We start from the raw sequence: 16,094 nt of genomic DNA, 5'->3' as shown, positions 1-16,094 counted from the left end.
GGCCGCCACCACGGACGCGTGTCATGCAATCGTCGCAGACGGGCCGGAAAGCCACGCGCTGCATTCGAGGCCAGAGAGGGCTCCATGGACTTCCACCGCCGCTTCACGGTCCTGATGTGCGCCCCGGCCTTCGATCCGGACGATCTGGAGGGCGCGCGCCTCAACCAGATCGTGGCGGCCGTGGAGCAGCGCGGCTTCGAGGTGGTGCGCGCCCGACGCGTCGAGGACGCCGCCATCGCCGTGCAGACCGACGCGGCGGTCGGCTGCCTCGTGGTCGATTGGGGCAAGCGCGGCCTCGACGGCAAGGGCGCCGCCCTCATCGACATGATGCGTCGGCGCGGCCTGGAGATGCCGATCGTCATCATGGTCCGCCGCAAGCGGCTGGAGGACATCCCGGTCGAGCTCCTCGACTTCATCGACGGCTACATCTTCCTCGCCGAGGAGACGCCGGAATACATCGCCCGCGGCCTCGTCAGCCGGGTCACGCAATACGCCGAGACCCTCAAGACGCCGTTCTTCGGCGCGCTCGTCGACTACGCCGAGAAGGGCAACCAGCTCTGGACCTGCCCGGGCCACAACGGCGGCATCTTCTACAACCGCTCGCCGATCGGCCGGATCTTCGTCGAGCACCTGGGCGAGGCGATCTTCCGGGACGACCTCGACAATTCGGTCCTCGACCTCGGCGACCTGCTGACCCACGAGGGCCCGGCGCTGAAGGCCCAGAAGGAGGCCGCCAAGATCTTCGGCGCGGAGAAGACCTACTTCGTCCTCAACGGCACCTCGGCCTCCAACAAGATCGTCCTGTCCTCCCTGGTGGCCGAGGACGACCTGGTCCTGTTCGACCGCAACAACCACAAGGCGGCCCATCACGGCGCCCTGTTCCTCGGCGGCGGCATCCCGATTTTTCTGGAGACGGACCGCAACGCCTACGGGCTGATCGGCCCGATCTTCCACGAGGCCCTGGACGAGACGCGGATTCGCGAAAAAATCCGCCGCAACCCGCTGGTGACCGATCCGGAGGCGTGGCGCCGGGAGCGGCCGTTCCGCGTCGCGGTGATCGAGCAATGCACCTACGACGGCACGATCTACGACGCCCAGGAGATCCTGGAGAAGATCGGCCACCTCTGCGACTACATCCTGTTCGACGAGGCCTGGGCGGGCTTCATGAAGTTCCACCCGCTCTACGCCCGCCGCTTCGCCATGGGCCTGACCGGGCTCGACGAGACCTCGCCCGGCATCGTCGCCACGCAATCGACCCACAAGCAGCTCGCGAGCTTCTCCCAGGCCTCGCAGATCCACACCCGGGACGGGCACATCCGCGGCCAGACCCGGCGGGTCGAGCACAAGCGGCTCAACGAGAGCTTCCTGGTCCACGCCTCGACCTCGCCGTTCTACCCGCTCTTCGCCTCGCTCGATGTCGGCGCCCAGATGATGAAGGGGCGCTCGGGCATGATCCTGTGGGACGACACGATCCGGCTCGGGATCGAGTGGCGCAAGAAGGTGCGGGCGATCCGGCGCGAGTTCGAGGAGAACGAGCGCGACCCGGCGCGGCGCTGGTTCTTCGACCCGTTCGTGCCGGACGTGACGGTGAACGCCGACGGCGCCGAGGTGCCGTGGGAGAGCGTGCCGACCGACGAGCTCGCGGCCACGCCGCGCCACTGGGAGCTGAAGCCCGGCGCGCGCTGGCACGGCTTCACCCACGTGGCGCCGGGCTACGCGATCACCGACCCGAACAAGCTCACCGTGCTGACCCCCGGCTTCGACCGGCACACCGGCGCCTACGCCCAGCACGGCGTGCCGGCGCCGATCGTGGCGCAATACCTGCGTGAGAACCGGATCGTCGCCGAGAAGAACGACCTGAACTCGCTGCTCTTCCTGCTGACCCCGGGGGTCGAATCCTCGAAGGCCGGCACGCTGATCTCGGGCCTCGTCGCCTTCAAGCGGCACCACGACGACAACGTCCTGCTGGAGGAGGCCATGCCGGAATTCGTCAATCGCCGGCCGAACCGCTACCGCGGCGTGCGCCTGCGCGACCTCTGCGGCGAGTTCCACGCCTTCCATCGGGAGGCCGGCACCTCCACGCTGCAGCGGCGGCAATTCGCCCCCGAGCACCTGCCCGAGATGGTGATGCCGCCCAAGCGCGCCGCCCAGATGCTGACCCGCAACAAGGTCGACTACGTGCCGATCGCGGAAGCGGAGGGCCGGATCGCCACCACGCTGATGCTGGTCTACCCCCCGGGCATCGGCACGGTGCTGCCGGGTGAGCGCCTGGACGATAGGGCGAAGCCGATGCTCGACTATTTCAAGATGTTCGAGGCCTCCGCCAACCTGTTCCCGGGCTTCGAGGCCGAGATCCAGGGCGTCTACCGCGAGGTCGATCCGGACGGGCGGATCCGCTTTCACACCTATGTCGTGCGCGAGGGGGCCTGATGGAGATCGAGGTCGAGACGCCCGGCCCGCTCCCGGCCCGGTCCTGCCCCGACATCGTCATCCGCCCCTCGTCGGACGCCGATGTCGAGGCGATGGTGGCGATCTACGAGCACCATATCGGCAAGGGCGTGACCGATGTCAGCGTCGCCGAGGAGGACCGGCTGCTCCCCGACGACCTGAAGCGGCGGCGCAAGACCATGCGCAAGAAGCGCCTGCCGCACCTCGTCGCCGACCGGGACGGCGCGGTGGCGGGCTACGCCTACGCGGTGCCGTTCCGGAAGCGGCCGGCCTACCGCTACACGCTGAAGCACTCGATCTACGTGCATCCCGACCACCTCCATGCCGGGATCGGCCGGCGGCTGCTGCCGGCCCTGATCGAGGCCTGCGCGGCGGGCGGCTACCGCCAGATGATCGGCTACATCGACGCCGAGAACGCGGCCTCCCTGCGGCTCCACGAGGCCTGCGGGTTCGAGCGGGTCGGCTACCTGCGGGCGGTGGGCTTCAAGTACGGCCACTGGTCGGACAGCGTCATGGTCCAGCGGGCGCTGGGCACCGGGTCGGAGGACCGGCCGGGGTAGCGGGCCGGGACCGGGCGGCCGCCGACGGCCCGCCTCGACGCATGGCCGCCGTCGATGCGCGCGCGGCGAAGCAATCCAGCAGCGCCGGGTTCTCGGAGGTCGCGCTTCGCTGCGCTCGCGATGACGGGGCCGGGATCAGTGGCCGGTCGCCGGCCGCGCCGCCGCGACGAGGTCGACCTCGACGCCGACGTCGAGGGCCACCCACTGGCCCGAGGCCCAGGCCCCCTGCCCGACGCCGAACTCGGTGCGGACGAGGCCGACGCGCCCGGTGGCGTGCGCCGCGCCGCCGTCGAGCGTCATGTGGAACGGCAGCGTCACCGGCCGGCTCGTGCCGCGGATCGTTAGGGTGCCGATCGCCGCGTAGTCGCCCTGCCCCTTGTCGACGAAGCGGGTCGCCTCGAAACGGGCCTCGCTCGCCGCCCTGACGTCGAACCAGTCCTTCTGCGGCAGGGCCTCGTCGCGCTGGACGTCCCCGGTCCGCGCGCTGGCGAGGTCGACCAGCACGAGCGCGTGCCCGGCCTCGGGCTTGGCGGGGTCGAAATCCACATCGGCCTTGAACCGCTCGAACCGCCCGGTGAACGGGACGCCGACCTGCACGCCGGAGAACCGGATGGCACTCTTGGCCGGATCGACCGCCCATTCGGCGGCGGAGGCCGGCAGGATTGCGCCGAGGAGTGCGCCCTGCAGCGCCGCGAGCAGGCAGAGGTGACGGGCGTTCATCGGGTCGGCTCCACAATGGGGGCGGCCGAAGGCCGGCGCCCCGGCAGCATGCGGCGCAGCACGTCGTCGCGCAGGAGGAGGTGGTGGCGCAGGGCCGCCGCCACGTGGATTGCGAGCAGAGCCGCCAGGAACCACGCCCCCAGGGCGTGGACCCGCTTGAGGATCCCCTCGGCGGCGGCGGGGTCGGGGACGAGGCCCGCCAGCGGCAGGTGCGGCCAGGGCACGATCCCGTACAGCACCGTCGGGATGTTGAACGGCGACAGCGACACCACGGCCCAGCCGGTCAGGGGCAGCCCGACGAGGAGCAGGTACAGCGCGTGATGCGCCGCCGCGGCCGCCCGGCGCTCCCGCGTCGGCATCCCGGCCGGGTGCGGCGGCGGCCGGTGGGTCAGGCGCCAGAGGACGCGCAGGGCCGTCAGCGCCAGCACCGTGATGCCGACGGATTTGTGCCACTGGTAGAGCTGGAACTGGCGCAGCGGCGCCAACCCCGCATGGGTCATGGTCAGGCCCATGCCGATGAGGGCGAGCACGCACGCCGCGCTCGCCCAGTGCAGCAGGATCGCCACGGCGGAGTACCGCCGCGCGGAAACCGCGGTCGCCATGGGGCGGATCCTCTCAGGTCAGTCCTGCTTCTCGAAGGCACCCGCGATGGTGAGGTGCAGCTCGTCGCCGATCAGCGGCACGTAGGTCTTCACCCCGAACTCCGAGCGCTTGAGCGTGCCGGTGGCCTCGAAGCCGACCGTGACCTTCTTGCTCAGCGGGTTCACGCCGGCGCCGACCAGCGTGACGTCGAGCGTCACCGGCTTGGTCACGCCGTGCAGCGTCAGGTCGCCCGTCACCTTCGCGTGGTCCTTGCCGGCCGGCGCGACCTTGGTGGACACGAAGGTCATGTCGGGGAACTTGGCGGCGTCGAGCCACTGATCACCCTTGAGCTCGTCGGTGAGCTTGGCGCTGGTCGTCGCCACCGAGGCGACCGGGATCTTCACAGACAGCTTGGCGGCGGCCGGGTTCTTCGGCTGCAGCTCCAGCGTGCCGGACACGTCCGAGAAGCCGCCGGCATAATTCGAGAAGCCCATATGGGAGACCCGCCAGCCGACCTGGGTGTGGCCGGGATCGACCGCGTAGGTGCCGGCCTGGATCTGCGCGGGGTCGCGGGTCGGCGGAGTCTGAGCCAGCGCCGGGGTGGCGACCAGCAGGGCGAGAAGGCCGGAGGCGAGAATCGACTTCAAGGGTGTCTCCTGCAGAGCAGACGGTCGAGCGCGATTCGTTGCGCCGCAGCGACCCTGTAGCCCCGTTCACGGCCCCGGTTGAGCCTGCTATCCGGAACCGCATGGTTGCGAGAACGGAAACCTTCCGGGGTGGGCTGGACGATGTGCGGGCCTTCTGCACCGTCGTCGATCTCGGCACCGTGACGGCGGCGGCGGCCAGCCTGCGCGAGACCAAGGGCAGCGTCAGCCGGCGGATCTCGCGGCTGGAGCGGGCGCTCGGTGCCCGGCTGATGGCGCGAACCTCCCGGGCGGTCTCGCCGACCGCCGAGGGTCTGGCCTTCTACGCCAAGGCCCAGGAGAGCCTGACGCTCCTCGACGAGGCGGCCGAGACCGCGCGCGACGCCCGCACGGTGCCGGCCGGGCACCTGCGATTCACCACCTCGATCGATTTCGGGATCGAGGTGATGCCCGAGATCGTCGCGAGCTTCCGGGACGCCTACCCGCAGATCACCGTGGAGATGCTCAACACCGACGCGCGCCTCGACCTTGCGGCCAACCGGATCGACATCGCCCTGCGGCTCGGCGGCGCGGAGGAGACCGGATATCGCGCGCTGGTCCTGGCGACCCTGGCGGTCGGCCTCTACGCCGCCCCCGCCTACCTGCTGCGCCGGCCGGCCCCGACGCAGCTCGCCGATCTCGCCGGGCACGACCTGATCCTCGCGCGCGAGCGGTTCGGCGCGGCGGGGTTGCCCCTCTCCGACGGGCAGGGCCGCACGGAGCCGCTCTCCGTGAGTCCGGCGATCCGGGTCAGCGACTTCGCCAGCGCGCACCGCCTGACCCTGGCGGGCGCCGGGATCGGTCATCTGCCGAGCCTCGTCGCAGCCCGGGCGGTGGAATCGGGCGCACTCGTGCGTGTCCTGGCGCCCTGGGCGACCCGCGGGGCGGCGCTGCGGGCCGTCACCCTGGCCGGACGCGAGCTGCCGGCCCGGGTCAACGTGTTCCGGGAGCATGTGCGCGCGGCGCTCGCGGCCCGCGACTGTCGCGAACACTATGATCCTGTAAACGAATACAGTTAAACAGCTTGTTTTTCAATATATGACCAGAGCAGACCGCGAGGTCGATAAAATTTTATCGTGACGCGTATCGGGATGGAGAGGGATGCCGGGCATGATGCGCGGCAGCGGATCCCGGACCGCTCGATGAACGACCCCTCCGTCCCGGGACGCCTCGGACTTCGCACGGACGCCCGTCATGCCCCCTTGCAGCAGGTGCCTGCGCTCCACGCTCATCATCGGGACCCTTGCGCTGGCCGCTTCGGGCTACGCCGGTGGGACAGCCTGGGCGATGCTGTCGAGCACGGTCCGGATCGTCCTGCAGAAGGGGCGCCACTACGCGCCGACCGACCTGTACTTGCGCCTCGGCGACACGATCACCCTGCGCAACGGCGACGAGAGCCTGACCCATCACGCCTTCATCGAGGCGGACCGGTTCTCATTCGATGCGGGCGATCAGGATCCCGGCACCGAGACGCGTCTGACGCTCAAGGAGCCCGGCGATTTCGTGATCCAGTGCGGCATTCACCCGAAGATGAAGCTGACCATCCACGTCGAATAGGCGTTCCGGTTCCGGGGCGCGCGGTCAGCTGTCGCGGCCGAAGCCGAGACCGCGGATGATGTCGCCGATCGGGTCGATCCGGGCGCTGGAATCCGGGGCGGCCTGCACGGGACCTGCGGCCGGCGGCGCGACGGCAGCCCGGTCGGCCTGAGCGGTGCGGGCGAGCGGTACGTGGCGCAGGCGGGCACCCCGGCGTGCGGCGCGCTCGGATCCGCGGGCACGATGGAACGCCGCCGTCCTGTGGAGCGGCTCGGCCGGATTCGCCATCTCGCGCGGGAGCGGCAAGGCCGGCGTCGCGTCGGGCGGGATCACCGCGGCCAGTTGCGGAGCCGGGACGGCGGACGGGAGCGCGCTCGCGCTCTCCGCGGCGCGCCGGATCGCACCGGTCGTCTCGGGCGCGGCGATCCGCGCCGGCGGATCGGTCCAGGCAGCCTGGGCTGCGACCGGAGCAACGACCGGACGTGCCGGACGCGTCTGCTCCTCGTAATTGCCCGGATGCAGAGTATGCGCTGCCACGACCAGCCCGAATACGGCAATGGCGGTGGTTGCCAGGGTGGAGCGATAGTGTTCCATGGCGTGAAAAACGAACCGCCAAGCTCCTGGTTCCGCTTGATCCGGACCGAATCTGCGCAAACAAAAAAGGCCACTCCCGAAGGAGCGGCCCGAAGTCTAGGGAGGAAACGCCCAAGAAGGGCAGCGGGACGGCGACGCCATCGCCATCCCGCAATGCAGAGATAAGATACCGCATTGCGGCAGGCAAGAGTTCGACGGCCCGGGAGGTATGCATAAGTGGCGCAATTGGGCCGAGTCTGTATGCGCGAAAGGCATGGAACGACGGGTCTAGGTCCCGCCCGATTGTCCATCATGGCCAATCATGCGTTCGACCTCGGCCAGCGCGACGGCGCGCGCGGCATGCTCGGTGGCGTGAGGACGGTACGACCCCCGCACCAGCTTGCCCCGGTCGCGGATCGCCCAGGTGAAGCGGCCCGGATCATGCCGGCTCGGCCTGACCTCAACCGTGTAGAGATGCCCGCCATTCGCACCCATACGTAGAATGTGCGGAACATCGCGGGGCGGGCCTAGGGGGTGCGACCGTGAGCGGCAGCAGGCCCTAGAGCGAGCGGGCGGCGCGCGGCTGCCCGGTGCCGGGGCGGCCGGTCTCCGCGGCCCCCTCGGTCCGGGTCCCGATCCAGACCACGTGCTTGGGCCCGCTGCCCCGGCCGCTGGCATGGACCCGCTGCTCGTCGACCGCGAAGCCGGAGCGCTGCATCCGGCTCTTGAACTTCCGGTCCGGCGCGCCCGACCAGACGCCCAGGATGCCGCCCGGCCGGAGCGCCCACCGGGCGCGCTTCAACCCCCAATTGTCGTAGAGCCGGTCGTTCGACCGGCGCATCAGCCCCTCCGGGCCGTTATCCACGTCGAGCAGGATCGCGTCGTAGCGTTCCGGCCCCGCCTGGATCAGGCGGTTCACGTCGGATTCCTGCAGGTCGACGCGCGGATCGTCCAGGCAGCCGGCGAAGACGTGGGCGAGCGGACCCCGGGCCCAGGCGATCACGGCCGGGACCAGCTCGGCCACCACGACCTGCGCGTCGGGACCGAGATGCTCGAGCGCCGCCCGCAGGGTGAAGCCCATGCCGAGGCCGCCGATCAGGATCCGGGCCCGCGGCCTGTCCTTGAGCCGCGCGCAGGCCAGCGCCGCGAGCGCGACCTCGGAGCCGCTGCGGCGGTTGTTCATCAGCTCGATCGTGTCGGCGAGGATCGCGAACTCGTCGCCGCGCCGCATCAGGCGCAGATCCGTGCCGCCGCCGGGCACCGACCCGGTATCGAGATGAACCCAGGGTATCACGGGAATCGTCCTCGGTTGGTGACAGGGCCGCGCGTGCAGGACGGGCAGCAGGGTCGGTGACGGCCCGCGGAGCGGCGCCGGGTGCGGCTTGTGTGCGGCACGTGCGCGCCGTGCAACCCTGCGATTGCCACCGCGCCTTGCCGCGAGCGATTCCGGCGGCGTATCAGCACCTATGGCCAAGCGCATCAAGTCGAGACCGCAGGAGCGGGGCTTCGTCCTGTTCGATATCGTCTACACGGACGGCTCCCGAGCCTCGAACCGGCGCGTCCCGGTCGAGATCCTCGGCGGCCTGGACGGCGACGAGCCCGCCCGGCAGCTCATCGCCGAGCAGGAGGAGGAGATCGCCCGCAAGTCGGGGCGGCCCGGCCGCGAGATCGAGAGCCTGTCGCGCTCCCCGATCGTCAAGCCGAAGCCGGTCGTCTGAACCGGGCATGGCCGCGATCGCCTAGGCGGTCTCGGCCATCCGGCGGGCGACCTCGTCCCGCACCGCCTCGTTCATCTCGGCGAGGCGCGCCTGCGTGCGGGTCCGCAGCCAGGGGAACAGGCCGGGCGCGAGCAGGCCCGAGACGGTCACCGCCTGGACGAGGCAGACCCCCTGGCGGGTTTCGGTGATCCGGACATCGTGCGCGCCCGTGAGGAGACGCGGCATCGCCGGAACGCCGCCGCGCCAGGTCAGCCGCCGGCCGGGCTCCCAGCAGGTGACCTGCGCGCGTACCGTCAGGTATGCGCGGCCGTTCAGGGTCACCTCCAGGCGCCAGCGCGCCCCTGCGCGCCGCTGCCCTTCGGCCTTGCGGATGAACGGGTTCCACGCCGGATAGGATTCGAGATCCGTCAGCACCGACCAGACCATCCCGGCCCGCGCCGGGATCGGAAGCTCGGCGCTGCTGACCCTGCCGATCGTCATCCATCCCTCCCGATCGAACCGCCGCCCGTTCGGGCTCGCGGTGCCCCTCGCGCGGTGCTCCTTGCACTGCGCCTCCTGGAGAACACGCTCCCTGGGAGCCGGTGCGGCTCAGATCGCGCCCTCGACCACCTCCAGCGCCCGCAGGATCGCGAAGCCGATCCGCTCCGCCTCGGCCTCCGCGTCGGCGGTCGCGGGTATGAGCGCCACGGTCTCGACGGCGGGCTCGTCCTCCGGGCCTACGACCACGCGGACCACGTCGCCCTCCTCCGCCGACGGATCGCGGATCAGGCCGACCCGGTGGCCCGCCCCCGTGCCGAGGACGCGGAGCGGCGCCTGCGCGGGTTCGGGCTCCGGCCGCGCGGCCGGCGCGGCCTTTCGCGGGACCCCGAAGGCCGGACGGATGACGTTGTCGTCGGACATGCCGGACCGTGCCTCCTCTCAGCGCCGCGCGATCCCGGCCGTCGCCAGAACCGCGTCGGCCAGGACTTCCATGCCGGCCCGCGCCCATTCGGGCGTGATGCTCTCGGCCTCGTTGTGGCTGATGCCCCCGTGGCAGGGGCAGAACACCAGGGCCGCCGGCACCGCGCGGGCGCAGTACACGGCGTCGTGGTAGATCGCGGTCGGCATGCGCGTCCAGGCATGGCCCCGGGCCTCGGCCGCCGCCTGGACCCGGTCCACCAGCACCGGATCGAACGGGGTCGGCGGCGCGCGCCAGAACTCCGCGACGCGGATCGTGACATTGCGCTCGGCCGCCAGCGCGTCGGCCCGGGCCAGGATCCGCATCCGCATCGCCTCAAGCTGGGCGGTGTCGCCGTGGCGCGTATCGAGGCTGAACCAGACCCGGCCCGGCGTGATGTTGCGGCTCGACGGCTCGGCTGTCAGCACGCCCACGGTGGCGCGGCCGCGCTCGTCGCCGGCGCCGACCGCCTCCCGGGCGATCCCTTCCAGGGACGCGATCAGCGCCGCCGCGGCCATCATCGCATCCCGGCGGCCGGCCATGGGGCTGCCGGCATGGGCCTCCTCGCCCAGCACGGTGATCTCGTACCAGATCTGGGCCAGCGCCCGGTCGACCACCCCGATGGTCAGGCCGGCATCCTCCAGGCGCTTGCCCTGCTCGATATGCAGCTCGAAATAGGCGCCGATCTCCCGCAGTCCGGCCGGATCGGCCGCGCCCTGCCAGCCGATGCGCCGCAGCTCGTCGCCGAAGACGTGGCCGGCAAGGTCGCGGGTGGCCAGGATCTCAGCCTCGGGAACGATGCCCATGGCGACGCCGCTGCCGCTCATCGGCGGGGCGAAGCGAGCGCCCTCCTCGTTGCACCAGTTGATCAGCAGGAGCGGCGCCTCGGTCTCGATCCCGGCCTCGTGCAGGGCCCGCATGATCTCCAGCCCGGCGAGCACGCCGAGCGGCCCGTCGAACTTGCCCCCGGTGGGCTGGGTGTCGAGGTGGCTGCCGATGGCCACGGGCCTCAGGCTCGGATCCCGCCCGGGGCGGCGGAAGATCATGTTGCCGATCCGGTCCACGGTGAGCGTCAGCCCCACCGCCTCGCCCCAAAGCCGGAACAGGGCCCGCCCCTCGGCATCGCGATCGGTCAGGGTCTGGCGGTCGTTGCCGCCATTGGGCAGCGCGCCGATCCGCGCGAGCTCCATCAGGCTGTCCCAGAGCCGGTCCTGCGAGAGCGGGATGTTGGTACGATGCGAACCGTGATTCATGGTGCCTCTGCCCGACATGTACCGGAAGTTGCAAGGTTAGGACGCGATCCGGGCCCGCACCAGGGATCGCCAGGGCAAAGATTTCGGTCCTCCGGGCGCCGTCATGATCCCACGGCGCGGCCGATCCGCGAGATCACGGCGCGGCGCGGCGGCGTCACGGCGCCACCCGGCCGCCCTCTCTCGCCCGACAGGCAAGTATCCGCCAACGCAAACCGCGTCATTCGCTTGCTGTCGTGCCGACGAGGACTATTCGATTTCGCATCTTCAAGTTGCCAATGTCCTTGAAGTCTCATATGGCACTGTGCGTACGGCCGCGACGACATGTCCGGGGCCGCGCCCTGATTAACGCGCCTACGCCCCTGGACATCGCAGCGACCGGCTGCCTGTGTCGTCACGGGTCCGTCCGTCACCGTACGATCGCCGGTCATGCCGGCCAGGGAGGTTCGATGCTTCTGGGTTCCACGGCAGCCCCTGCCCTGCAGGCTGCAGGGTTCGTCGGCACCTGGGATACGGATGTTCCTGCCGGCCGGTCCGTGCTCGACGCCGGCGCCGCCACGCTGCTCGCGGGCGACCTGAGCCTCGCCGGCCAGCCCCTGCCCCTCGACGTCGCCCTCGGGCGCGTCCATCCGGAGGACCGCGACTGGGTCTTCGGGAAGATCCGGCGCGTCCGGCAGGAAGGCGGGCCGGTCTCCCTCGAGTTCCGCGTCGTGACCGGGACCGGCGAGACCCGCTGGATCCTCAACCGGGGCTGCCTGACGCCCGACGCGGCCGGCACCCTGCGCGGGCAGGGCGCCTATATCGACATCACCGACCTCCACAGCCGGTCGGCGGCGCTGCCGGACGGCAGCGGCTCGCCCGGGCCCTTGGATGCGGAACATCTGGACGCGGCGGCCGATCACTGCCTCCGGGTCCACACCGCCCTGGAGCGCCACGGCGACACGTACCTGCGGATGATCTCCGGCATGCTGCTCCTCGGGATCGGCCGCGCGATCGCGCGGCGCGTGGCCTGAGCAACCTCCGGGCTCAGGTCCGCCAGGGATGGGCCGGCAGCTCGGTCTGGCCGATGGCCTTGGCGCCGGCCTCCGCGACGGCGTGGTCGTTCTCCACCGTCGAGCCGCTGACGCCGATCGCTCCCGACATCACGCCGTCGGCGTCGACGATCGGGATCCCGCCCGGGAAGGTGATCAGTCCGTCGTTCGAGTGCTCGATCCCGTAAAGCGGGCCGCCGGGCTGCGACAGCTGGCCGATCTGGCCGGTCATCATGCCGAAGAACACCGACGTCTTGGCCTTCTTCTGGGCGATGTCGATCGAGCCGACCCAGGCGTCGTCCATGCGGTGGAACGCCTTCAGGTTGCCGCCGGAATCGACCACCGCGATGCACATCTGGGTGCCGAGCTCGGTCGCCTTCGCCCGGGCGGCGGCGATGGCCTTCTCGGCCTGCTCAATTGTGACGTGCATGGGACACTCCCGTTCGCGTTTCTCCCGGGACAGCCTGTGACGGTTTGTCCGGCCTCGCGCAAGCTCAGCCGGCGCTGTCCCGGGCGGCGCGAATGCGGTCGAGGAGATCGGCCGCCAGCGCCGCGCAGGCGGCGGCGTCGGGACAGGGCCGCTTCCAGACCACGCGGCCCTCGCGCAGGACGATCCCGTCCTCCACCGCCAGGGCAGCGAGCGGCCGGTCGGGCCTGAGGTCGGCCGCGACGCCCTGCGGACCGCCCCGGAGCCGGGCCACGCCCAGCTCGCAACAGGCGGCGCGCAGCCGCGCGAGGTCGAACAAGGCGAGAACCGGGGCCGGGGCCGTGCCGAACCGGTCCTCGACCTCGCCGGCCAGCGCCTCGATCGCCTCGGGCTCGCGCAGGCGCAGCAGCCGCGTGTACAGGCTGAGGCGGATCTCCGGCTCGGGGACGTAATCCGCGGGGATCCGGCTCGGCAGGCCGAGCGCGATCTCCGGGCTCCAATCCTCGGCGCGCCCACCCTTGGCGGCGGTGAGCGCCAAATGCAGCAGGTGCTGGTAGAGGCCGAGCCCGACGAGCTTGGCGTGGCCCGCCTGATCCTCGCCGACGAGATCGCCGGCGCCGCGCAGGTCGAGGTCGCGGGCGCTCACCGCGAAACCGGCGCCGAGGCGATCGAGGGCCTCCAGGGCGCGCAGGCGCTGGAGCGCGGCCGCCGGCGGCGGCGCGGCCGGGTCGCTCAGCAGGTGGACGGTGCCGCGGCGCTGGCCGCGGCCGACGCGGCCCCGGAGCTGGTGGAGCTGCGCCAGCCCGAACCGGGCGGCGTCCCAGACCAGCATGGTGTTGGCCCGCGGCACGTCGAGGCCGCTCTCGACGATGGCGGTGGCGAGCAGCACGTCGCCGTCGCCCTCGGCGAAGCGGACCATGACCTCGTCCATGGCCGACGGCTTCAGGTCGCCGTGCGCCACCAGGATGTCGAGGCCCGGCACGAGGGCGCGCAGGCGTTCGGCCATCGGGGCGATGTCCTCGATCCGCGGGCAGACCACGAAGCTCTGGCCGCTCCGGCGGTGCTCGCGGATCAGCGCCTCGCGGACCGCGTCCGCGTCGAAGGGCGCCACCACGGTGCGGACCGGCTGGCGCAGCGCCGGTGGCGTGGCCAGGACGCTCAGGCTCTGGAGGCCGACCAGCGCCGCCTGGAGCGTGCGCGGGATCGGGGTCGCGGTCAGCGTCAGCACGTGGCCGCCTTCCGCGAGCCGGCGCAGGTCGGCCTTCATCCTGGCGCCGAAGCGCTGCTCCTCGTCGATCACCGTCAGGCCGAGATCGGCGAAGCGGACGCCGCTGCCGGCGAGCGCGTGGGTACCGACCACCAGCCGGATCGTGCCGTCGGCAAGACCCGCCTTGACGCGCTTGGCCTCGGCCGGGGCCACGAGGCGCGAGAGTTGCGCGACCTCGACACCGAACCGGCCGAAGCGGCGGCGCAGGATCTCGGCATGCTGGCGCGCCAGCACCGTGGTCGGGGCGATCAGCGCGGCCTGCCTGCCCGAGAAGATCGCGGCCGCGAGCGCCCGCAGGGCGACCTCGGTCTTGCCGAAGCCGACATCGCCGCAGACCAGCCGGTCCATCGGCCGGCCGGAGGCGAGATCGGCCATCAGCGCGTCGACCGCGGCGGCCTGATCGGGGGTCGGGGCGAAGCCGAAGCCGGCGGCGAAGCGCTCCATGTCGCGGGCCGGCGGGGCCAGGACCGGCGCCGCGGTCTCACGGCGGGCACGGGCGGCCTCCAGCATCAGGCGGGCGGTCCGCGCCATGGTGGCCTCCGCCTCCAAGCGCCGCCGGGGCCAGGTGCCGCCGTCGAGCTTGTCGAGGGTGACGGCGTCCGGCTCCGGGCCGTAGCGCCAGATCCGGTCCGCCTGGGAGACCGGGACCATCAGGATCGCGTCGCCGGCAAAGCGCAGGCGCAGGGCCTCGGACGGCGCCTCGCCCTGCGCCGTCACCGGCTCCAGCCCGTCGAACACGCACAGGCCGCGGTCGCGGTCGACGGCGACGTCGCCGGGGCGCAGATCGACCTCGCCCATCGGCAGGATCGCCCGGGCGCCGCCCGTGACGGCGGCATCCGGACCGAACAGGTCGGCGGCGGCGATCACGGTGACGCCCTGCTCGGGAACCCGGAAGCCGGCTCCCAGCGGCGCCTCCAGGGCGAGAATATCGCCGGGCGCCCCCGCGGCGACGTCGGCCCAGCCGTCGATGAGGCGGATCGGGCGCTCGGCGATCCGGCTGCCCTGGCGCACGAGGCGGCGGAGCGGGCGGGCCGTTCCGGCGAGCACGACGACGTCGCCGGCCTTCAGCCGCTCGCGCAGGATCCTGGCGAAGGCCGTTCCCGGCCGGCGCTCCCCGGTAAAGACCGGCATCGCGCGGGACTCGCCGGCCGCTTCCGTGGCGGTGAGCCGGGCATGCGCCGCCACGAGGTCCCGCCACGCGTCTTGCGTGAGGTAGAGCCCCGCGCCGGCCTGCCCGCGGTCGTCGCGGGCCTTCAGCCGCGCCCGGGCCTCCTCCATCTGCTCGAAGAAGGCGTCGATCCGGGCCTGCGTCCCGTCCTCGACCGCGAGGTGGGCCTCGGGCAGGTAATCCAACAGGGTGACGAGGCGCGGGTAGTAGCGGTCCAGGCGATGCTCCTGGCCGGTGAAGGGCTGGAAGCTCTGGCCGGAGCCGGGCTCCAGGATGATCTCGGTGGCCGGATCGATCACCAGCGCGTCCGCCTCTGCCACCGAGCGCTGCGAGATCGGATCGTAGGAGCGGATCGCGGTGACGCGGCCCTCCGCGTGCTCGATCCGGCAGGGGCGCGGCGCGGCCGCCGGGAAGACCTCAACGGTCCGCCCGCGCACGGCGATCTCGCCGGGCTCGTCGACCCGCTCGTCGAGGATGTAGCCGAGGCGCTTCAGGTCGGCCGTCGCCGCGGCGACGTCGAGCGGGTCGCCGACCCGCAGGGTCACGCGGGCCGTGGCCCAGGTCTCCGGCGGCGGCACGCGCTGGACCAGGGCCGGGGCCGTGGTCAGCACGAAGTCCGGCAGCGCGTCCCGGTCGGTCAGCCAGCGCATCACGGCTGCCCGGGCGCCCATCGTGGCCCGCGACGGCGAGGCATGGTCGAAGGGCAGGCAGTCCCATTCCGGATAGACCGCGACCTGCGCGTCGGGATCGAGCGCCCGGAGGGTCGCGGCGAGATCCTCCAGGCGCCGTGCATCCCGGGCGACGTGCACGACCGGGCGGGCCGTCTCGGCGAAGCCGAGGAGCGCCACCGCGAGCGCACCGGTGGGCATCAGCGGTGCCTCCTCCGAAGCCTGCTGCGCGCCCGTTCTCGTCCTGCGCTTGGCCATGCCCGATCCGAACCCGCCCCCGTTGAGCCGGCAACGCCGCATCCGCCGCCGAGGCTCCCGTCCGCGGCGATCCGATCCACAGGACGCGCCGTCCACCGCGCCCTTCCGGATCCGCGTGCGCCGCCCCCGGGACACGCAAACGTGACCCGGGCGGCGCGGGCCGCTCCAGGCTGGCGTGGCCGGTTGGACCCGAGGGCCACCGTACAATCTGCGATTGCAGATACCGGTATCCACCGCCGTCCCGCTCAGCTATCGGACATCCGAAAAG

General features: G+C 71.9%; 17 protein-coding genes. 6 read left to right on the top strand and 11 right to left on the bottom strand.

Annotated elements, in window-relative coordinates; genetic code table 11:
* Positions 1-84: 84 nt before the first annotated feature.
* Complete coding sequence (locus tag JOE48_RS16090) at positions 85-2,430, top strand: Orn/Lys/Arg decarboxylase N-terminal domain-containing protein (protein ID WP_210031361.1); 2,346 nt, start codon at positions 85-87, stop codon at positions 2,428-2,430.
* Positions 2,430-3,008 (top strand): GNAT family N-acetyltransferase, encoded by a 579-nt coding sequence (locus JOE48_RS16085; RefSeq protein ID WP_210031360.1) that lies wholly within the window; start codon positions 2,430-2,432, stop codon positions 3,006-3,008. The genes JOE48_RS16090 and JOE48_RS16085 overlap by 1 nt, the downstream gene beginning before the upstream one ends.
* A gap of 135 nt (positions 3,009-3,143) precedes the next feature.
* On the opposite strand, the gene JOE48_RS16080 is transcribed toward JOE48_RS16085, so the two are convergent.
* From JOE48_RS16080 to JOE48_RS16070, 3 genes are read right to left on the bottom strand one after another with little or no spacing between them, the layout of a single operon-like run.
* On the bottom strand, positions 3,144-3,728 hold the full coding sequence (locus JOE48_RS16080) for a YceI family protein (RefSeq protein WP_210031359.1): 585 nt from the start codon (positions 3,726-3,728) through the stop codon (positions 3,144-3,146).
* On the bottom strand, positions 3,725-4,330 hold the full coding sequence (locus JOE48_RS16075) for a cytochrome b (RefSeq protein ID WP_210031357.1): 606 nt from the start codon (positions 4,328-4,330) through the stop codon (positions 3,725-3,727). The genes JOE48_RS16080 and JOE48_RS16075 overlap by 4 nt, the downstream gene beginning before the upstream one ends.
* A gap of 18 nt (positions 4,331-4,348) precedes the next feature.
* Positions 4,349-4,957 (bottom strand): YceI family protein, encoded by a 609-nt coding sequence (locus tag JOE48_RS16070; RefSeq protein WP_210031355.1) that lies wholly within the window; start codon positions 4,955-4,957, stop codon positions 4,349-4,351.
* A 101-nt stretch (positions 4,958-5,058) separates the two neighbouring features.
* Here JOE48_RS16070 and JOE48_RS16065 point away from each other — a divergent pair, with 101 nt between their 5' ends.
* Both JOE48_RS16065 and JOE48_RS16060 read left to right on the top strand, forming a co-directional pair.
* The gene (locus tag JOE48_RS16065) at positions 5,059-6,012 is read left to right on the top strand and encodes a LysR family transcriptional regulator (RefSeq protein ID WP_210031353.1); all 954 of its coding nucleotides are present in this window, start codon (positions 5,059-5,061) and stop codon (positions 6,010-6,012) included.
* A gap of 175 nt (positions 6,013-6,187) precedes the next feature.
* Positions 6,188-6,550, top strand: a complete 363-nt coding sequence (locus JOE48_RS16060) for a hypothetical protein (protein WP_210031351.1) — start codon at positions 6,188-6,190, stop codon at positions 6,548-6,550.
* A gap of 24 nt (positions 6,551-6,574) precedes the next feature.
* Here JOE48_RS16060 and JOE48_RS16055 read toward each other — a convergent pair whose 3' ends face one another.
* From JOE48_RS16055 to JOE48_RS16045, 3 genes are all read right to left on the bottom strand, one after another.
* Positions 6,575-7,123 carry a hypothetical protein gene (locus tag JOE48_RS16055; RefSeq protein ID WP_210031349.1) on the bottom strand — a complete coding sequence of 183 codons (549 nt, stop codon included), beginning with the start codon at positions 7,121-7,123 and terminating at the stop codon, positions 6,575-6,577.
* A 267-nt stretch (positions 7,124-7,390) separates the two neighbouring features.
* Positions 7,391-7,597: a hypothetical protein gene (locus tag JOE48_RS16050; RefSeq protein ID WP_210031348.1), complete on the bottom strand. Its 207-nt coding sequence runs from the start codon at positions 7,595-7,597 to the stop codon at positions 7,391-7,393.
* A 64-nt stretch (positions 7,598-7,661) separates the two neighbouring features.
* Positions 7,662-8,396: a spermidine synthase gene (locus JOE48_RS16045; RefSeq protein ID WP_210031346.1), complete on the bottom strand. Its 735-nt coding sequence runs from the start codon at positions 8,394-8,396 to the stop codon at positions 7,662-7,664.
* A gap of 172 nt (positions 8,397-8,568) precedes the next feature.
* Here JOE48_RS16045 and JOE48_RS16040 point away from each other — a divergent pair, with 172 nt between their 5' ends.
* Positions 8,569-8,820, top strand: a complete 252-nt coding sequence (locus tag JOE48_RS16040) for a hypothetical protein (protein WP_192710665.1) — start codon at positions 8,569-8,571, stop codon at positions 8,818-8,820.
* 21 nt (positions 8,821-8,841) lie between these two features.
* On the opposite strand, the gene JOE48_RS16035 is transcribed toward JOE48_RS16040, so the two are convergent.
* From JOE48_RS16035 to JOE48_RS16025, 3 genes are all read right to left on the bottom strand, one after another.
* Complete coding sequence (locus JOE48_RS16035) at positions 8,842-9,300, bottom strand: SRPBCC domain-containing protein (RefSeq protein WP_210031344.1); 459 nt, start codon at positions 9,298-9,300, stop codon at positions 8,842-8,844.
* Between the two features lie 108 nt (positions 9,301-9,408).
* The gene (locus JOE48_RS16030) at positions 9,409-9,720 is read right to left on the bottom strand and encodes a hypothetical protein (protein ID WP_210031341.1); all 312 of its coding nucleotides are present in this window, start codon (positions 9,718-9,720) and stop codon (positions 9,409-9,411) included.
* 18 nt (positions 9,721-9,738) lie between these two features.
* Complete coding sequence (locus JOE48_RS16025) at positions 9,739-11,010, bottom strand: Zn-dependent hydrolase (RefSeq protein ID WP_210031339.1); 1,272 nt, start codon at positions 11,008-11,010, stop codon at positions 9,739-9,741.
* Between the two features lie 446 nt (positions 11,011-11,456).
* Here JOE48_RS16025 and JOE48_RS16020 point away from each other — a divergent pair, with 446 nt between their 5' ends.
* A complete protein-coding gene (locus tag JOE48_RS16020; protein ID WP_210031337.1) occupies positions 11,457-12,020 on the top strand; it encodes a PAS domain-containing protein in 564 nt (187 codons plus the stop codon).
* Positions 12,021-12,033: 13 nt separating this feature from the next.
* Here the strand turns inward: JOE48_RS16020 and JOE48_RS16015 are convergent, their stop codons facing one another.
* On the bottom strand, positions 12,034-12,468 hold the full coding sequence (locus JOE48_RS16015) for a heme-binding protein (RefSeq protein WP_210031335.1): 435 nt from the start codon (positions 12,466-12,468) through the stop codon (positions 12,034-12,036).
* Between the two features lie 64 nt (positions 12,469-12,532).
* Positions 12,533-15,826 carry a DEAD/DEAH box helicase gene (locus tag JOE48_RS16010; RefSeq protein WP_210031333.1) on the bottom strand — a complete coding sequence of 1,098 codons (3,294 nt, stop codon included), beginning with the start codon at positions 15,824-15,826 and terminating at the stop codon, positions 12,533-12,535.
* Positions 15,827-16,094 lie beyond the last annotated feature (268 nt).

Source organism: Methylobacterium sp. PvR107, from assembly GCF_017833295.1.
Lineage (GTDB): Bacteria > Pseudomonadota > Alphaproteobacteria > Rhizobiales > Beijerinckiaceae > Methylobacterium.
Note: the sequence above shows the minus strand (reverse complement) of the source record. Positions and strands in the feature narration are given on the sequence as shown.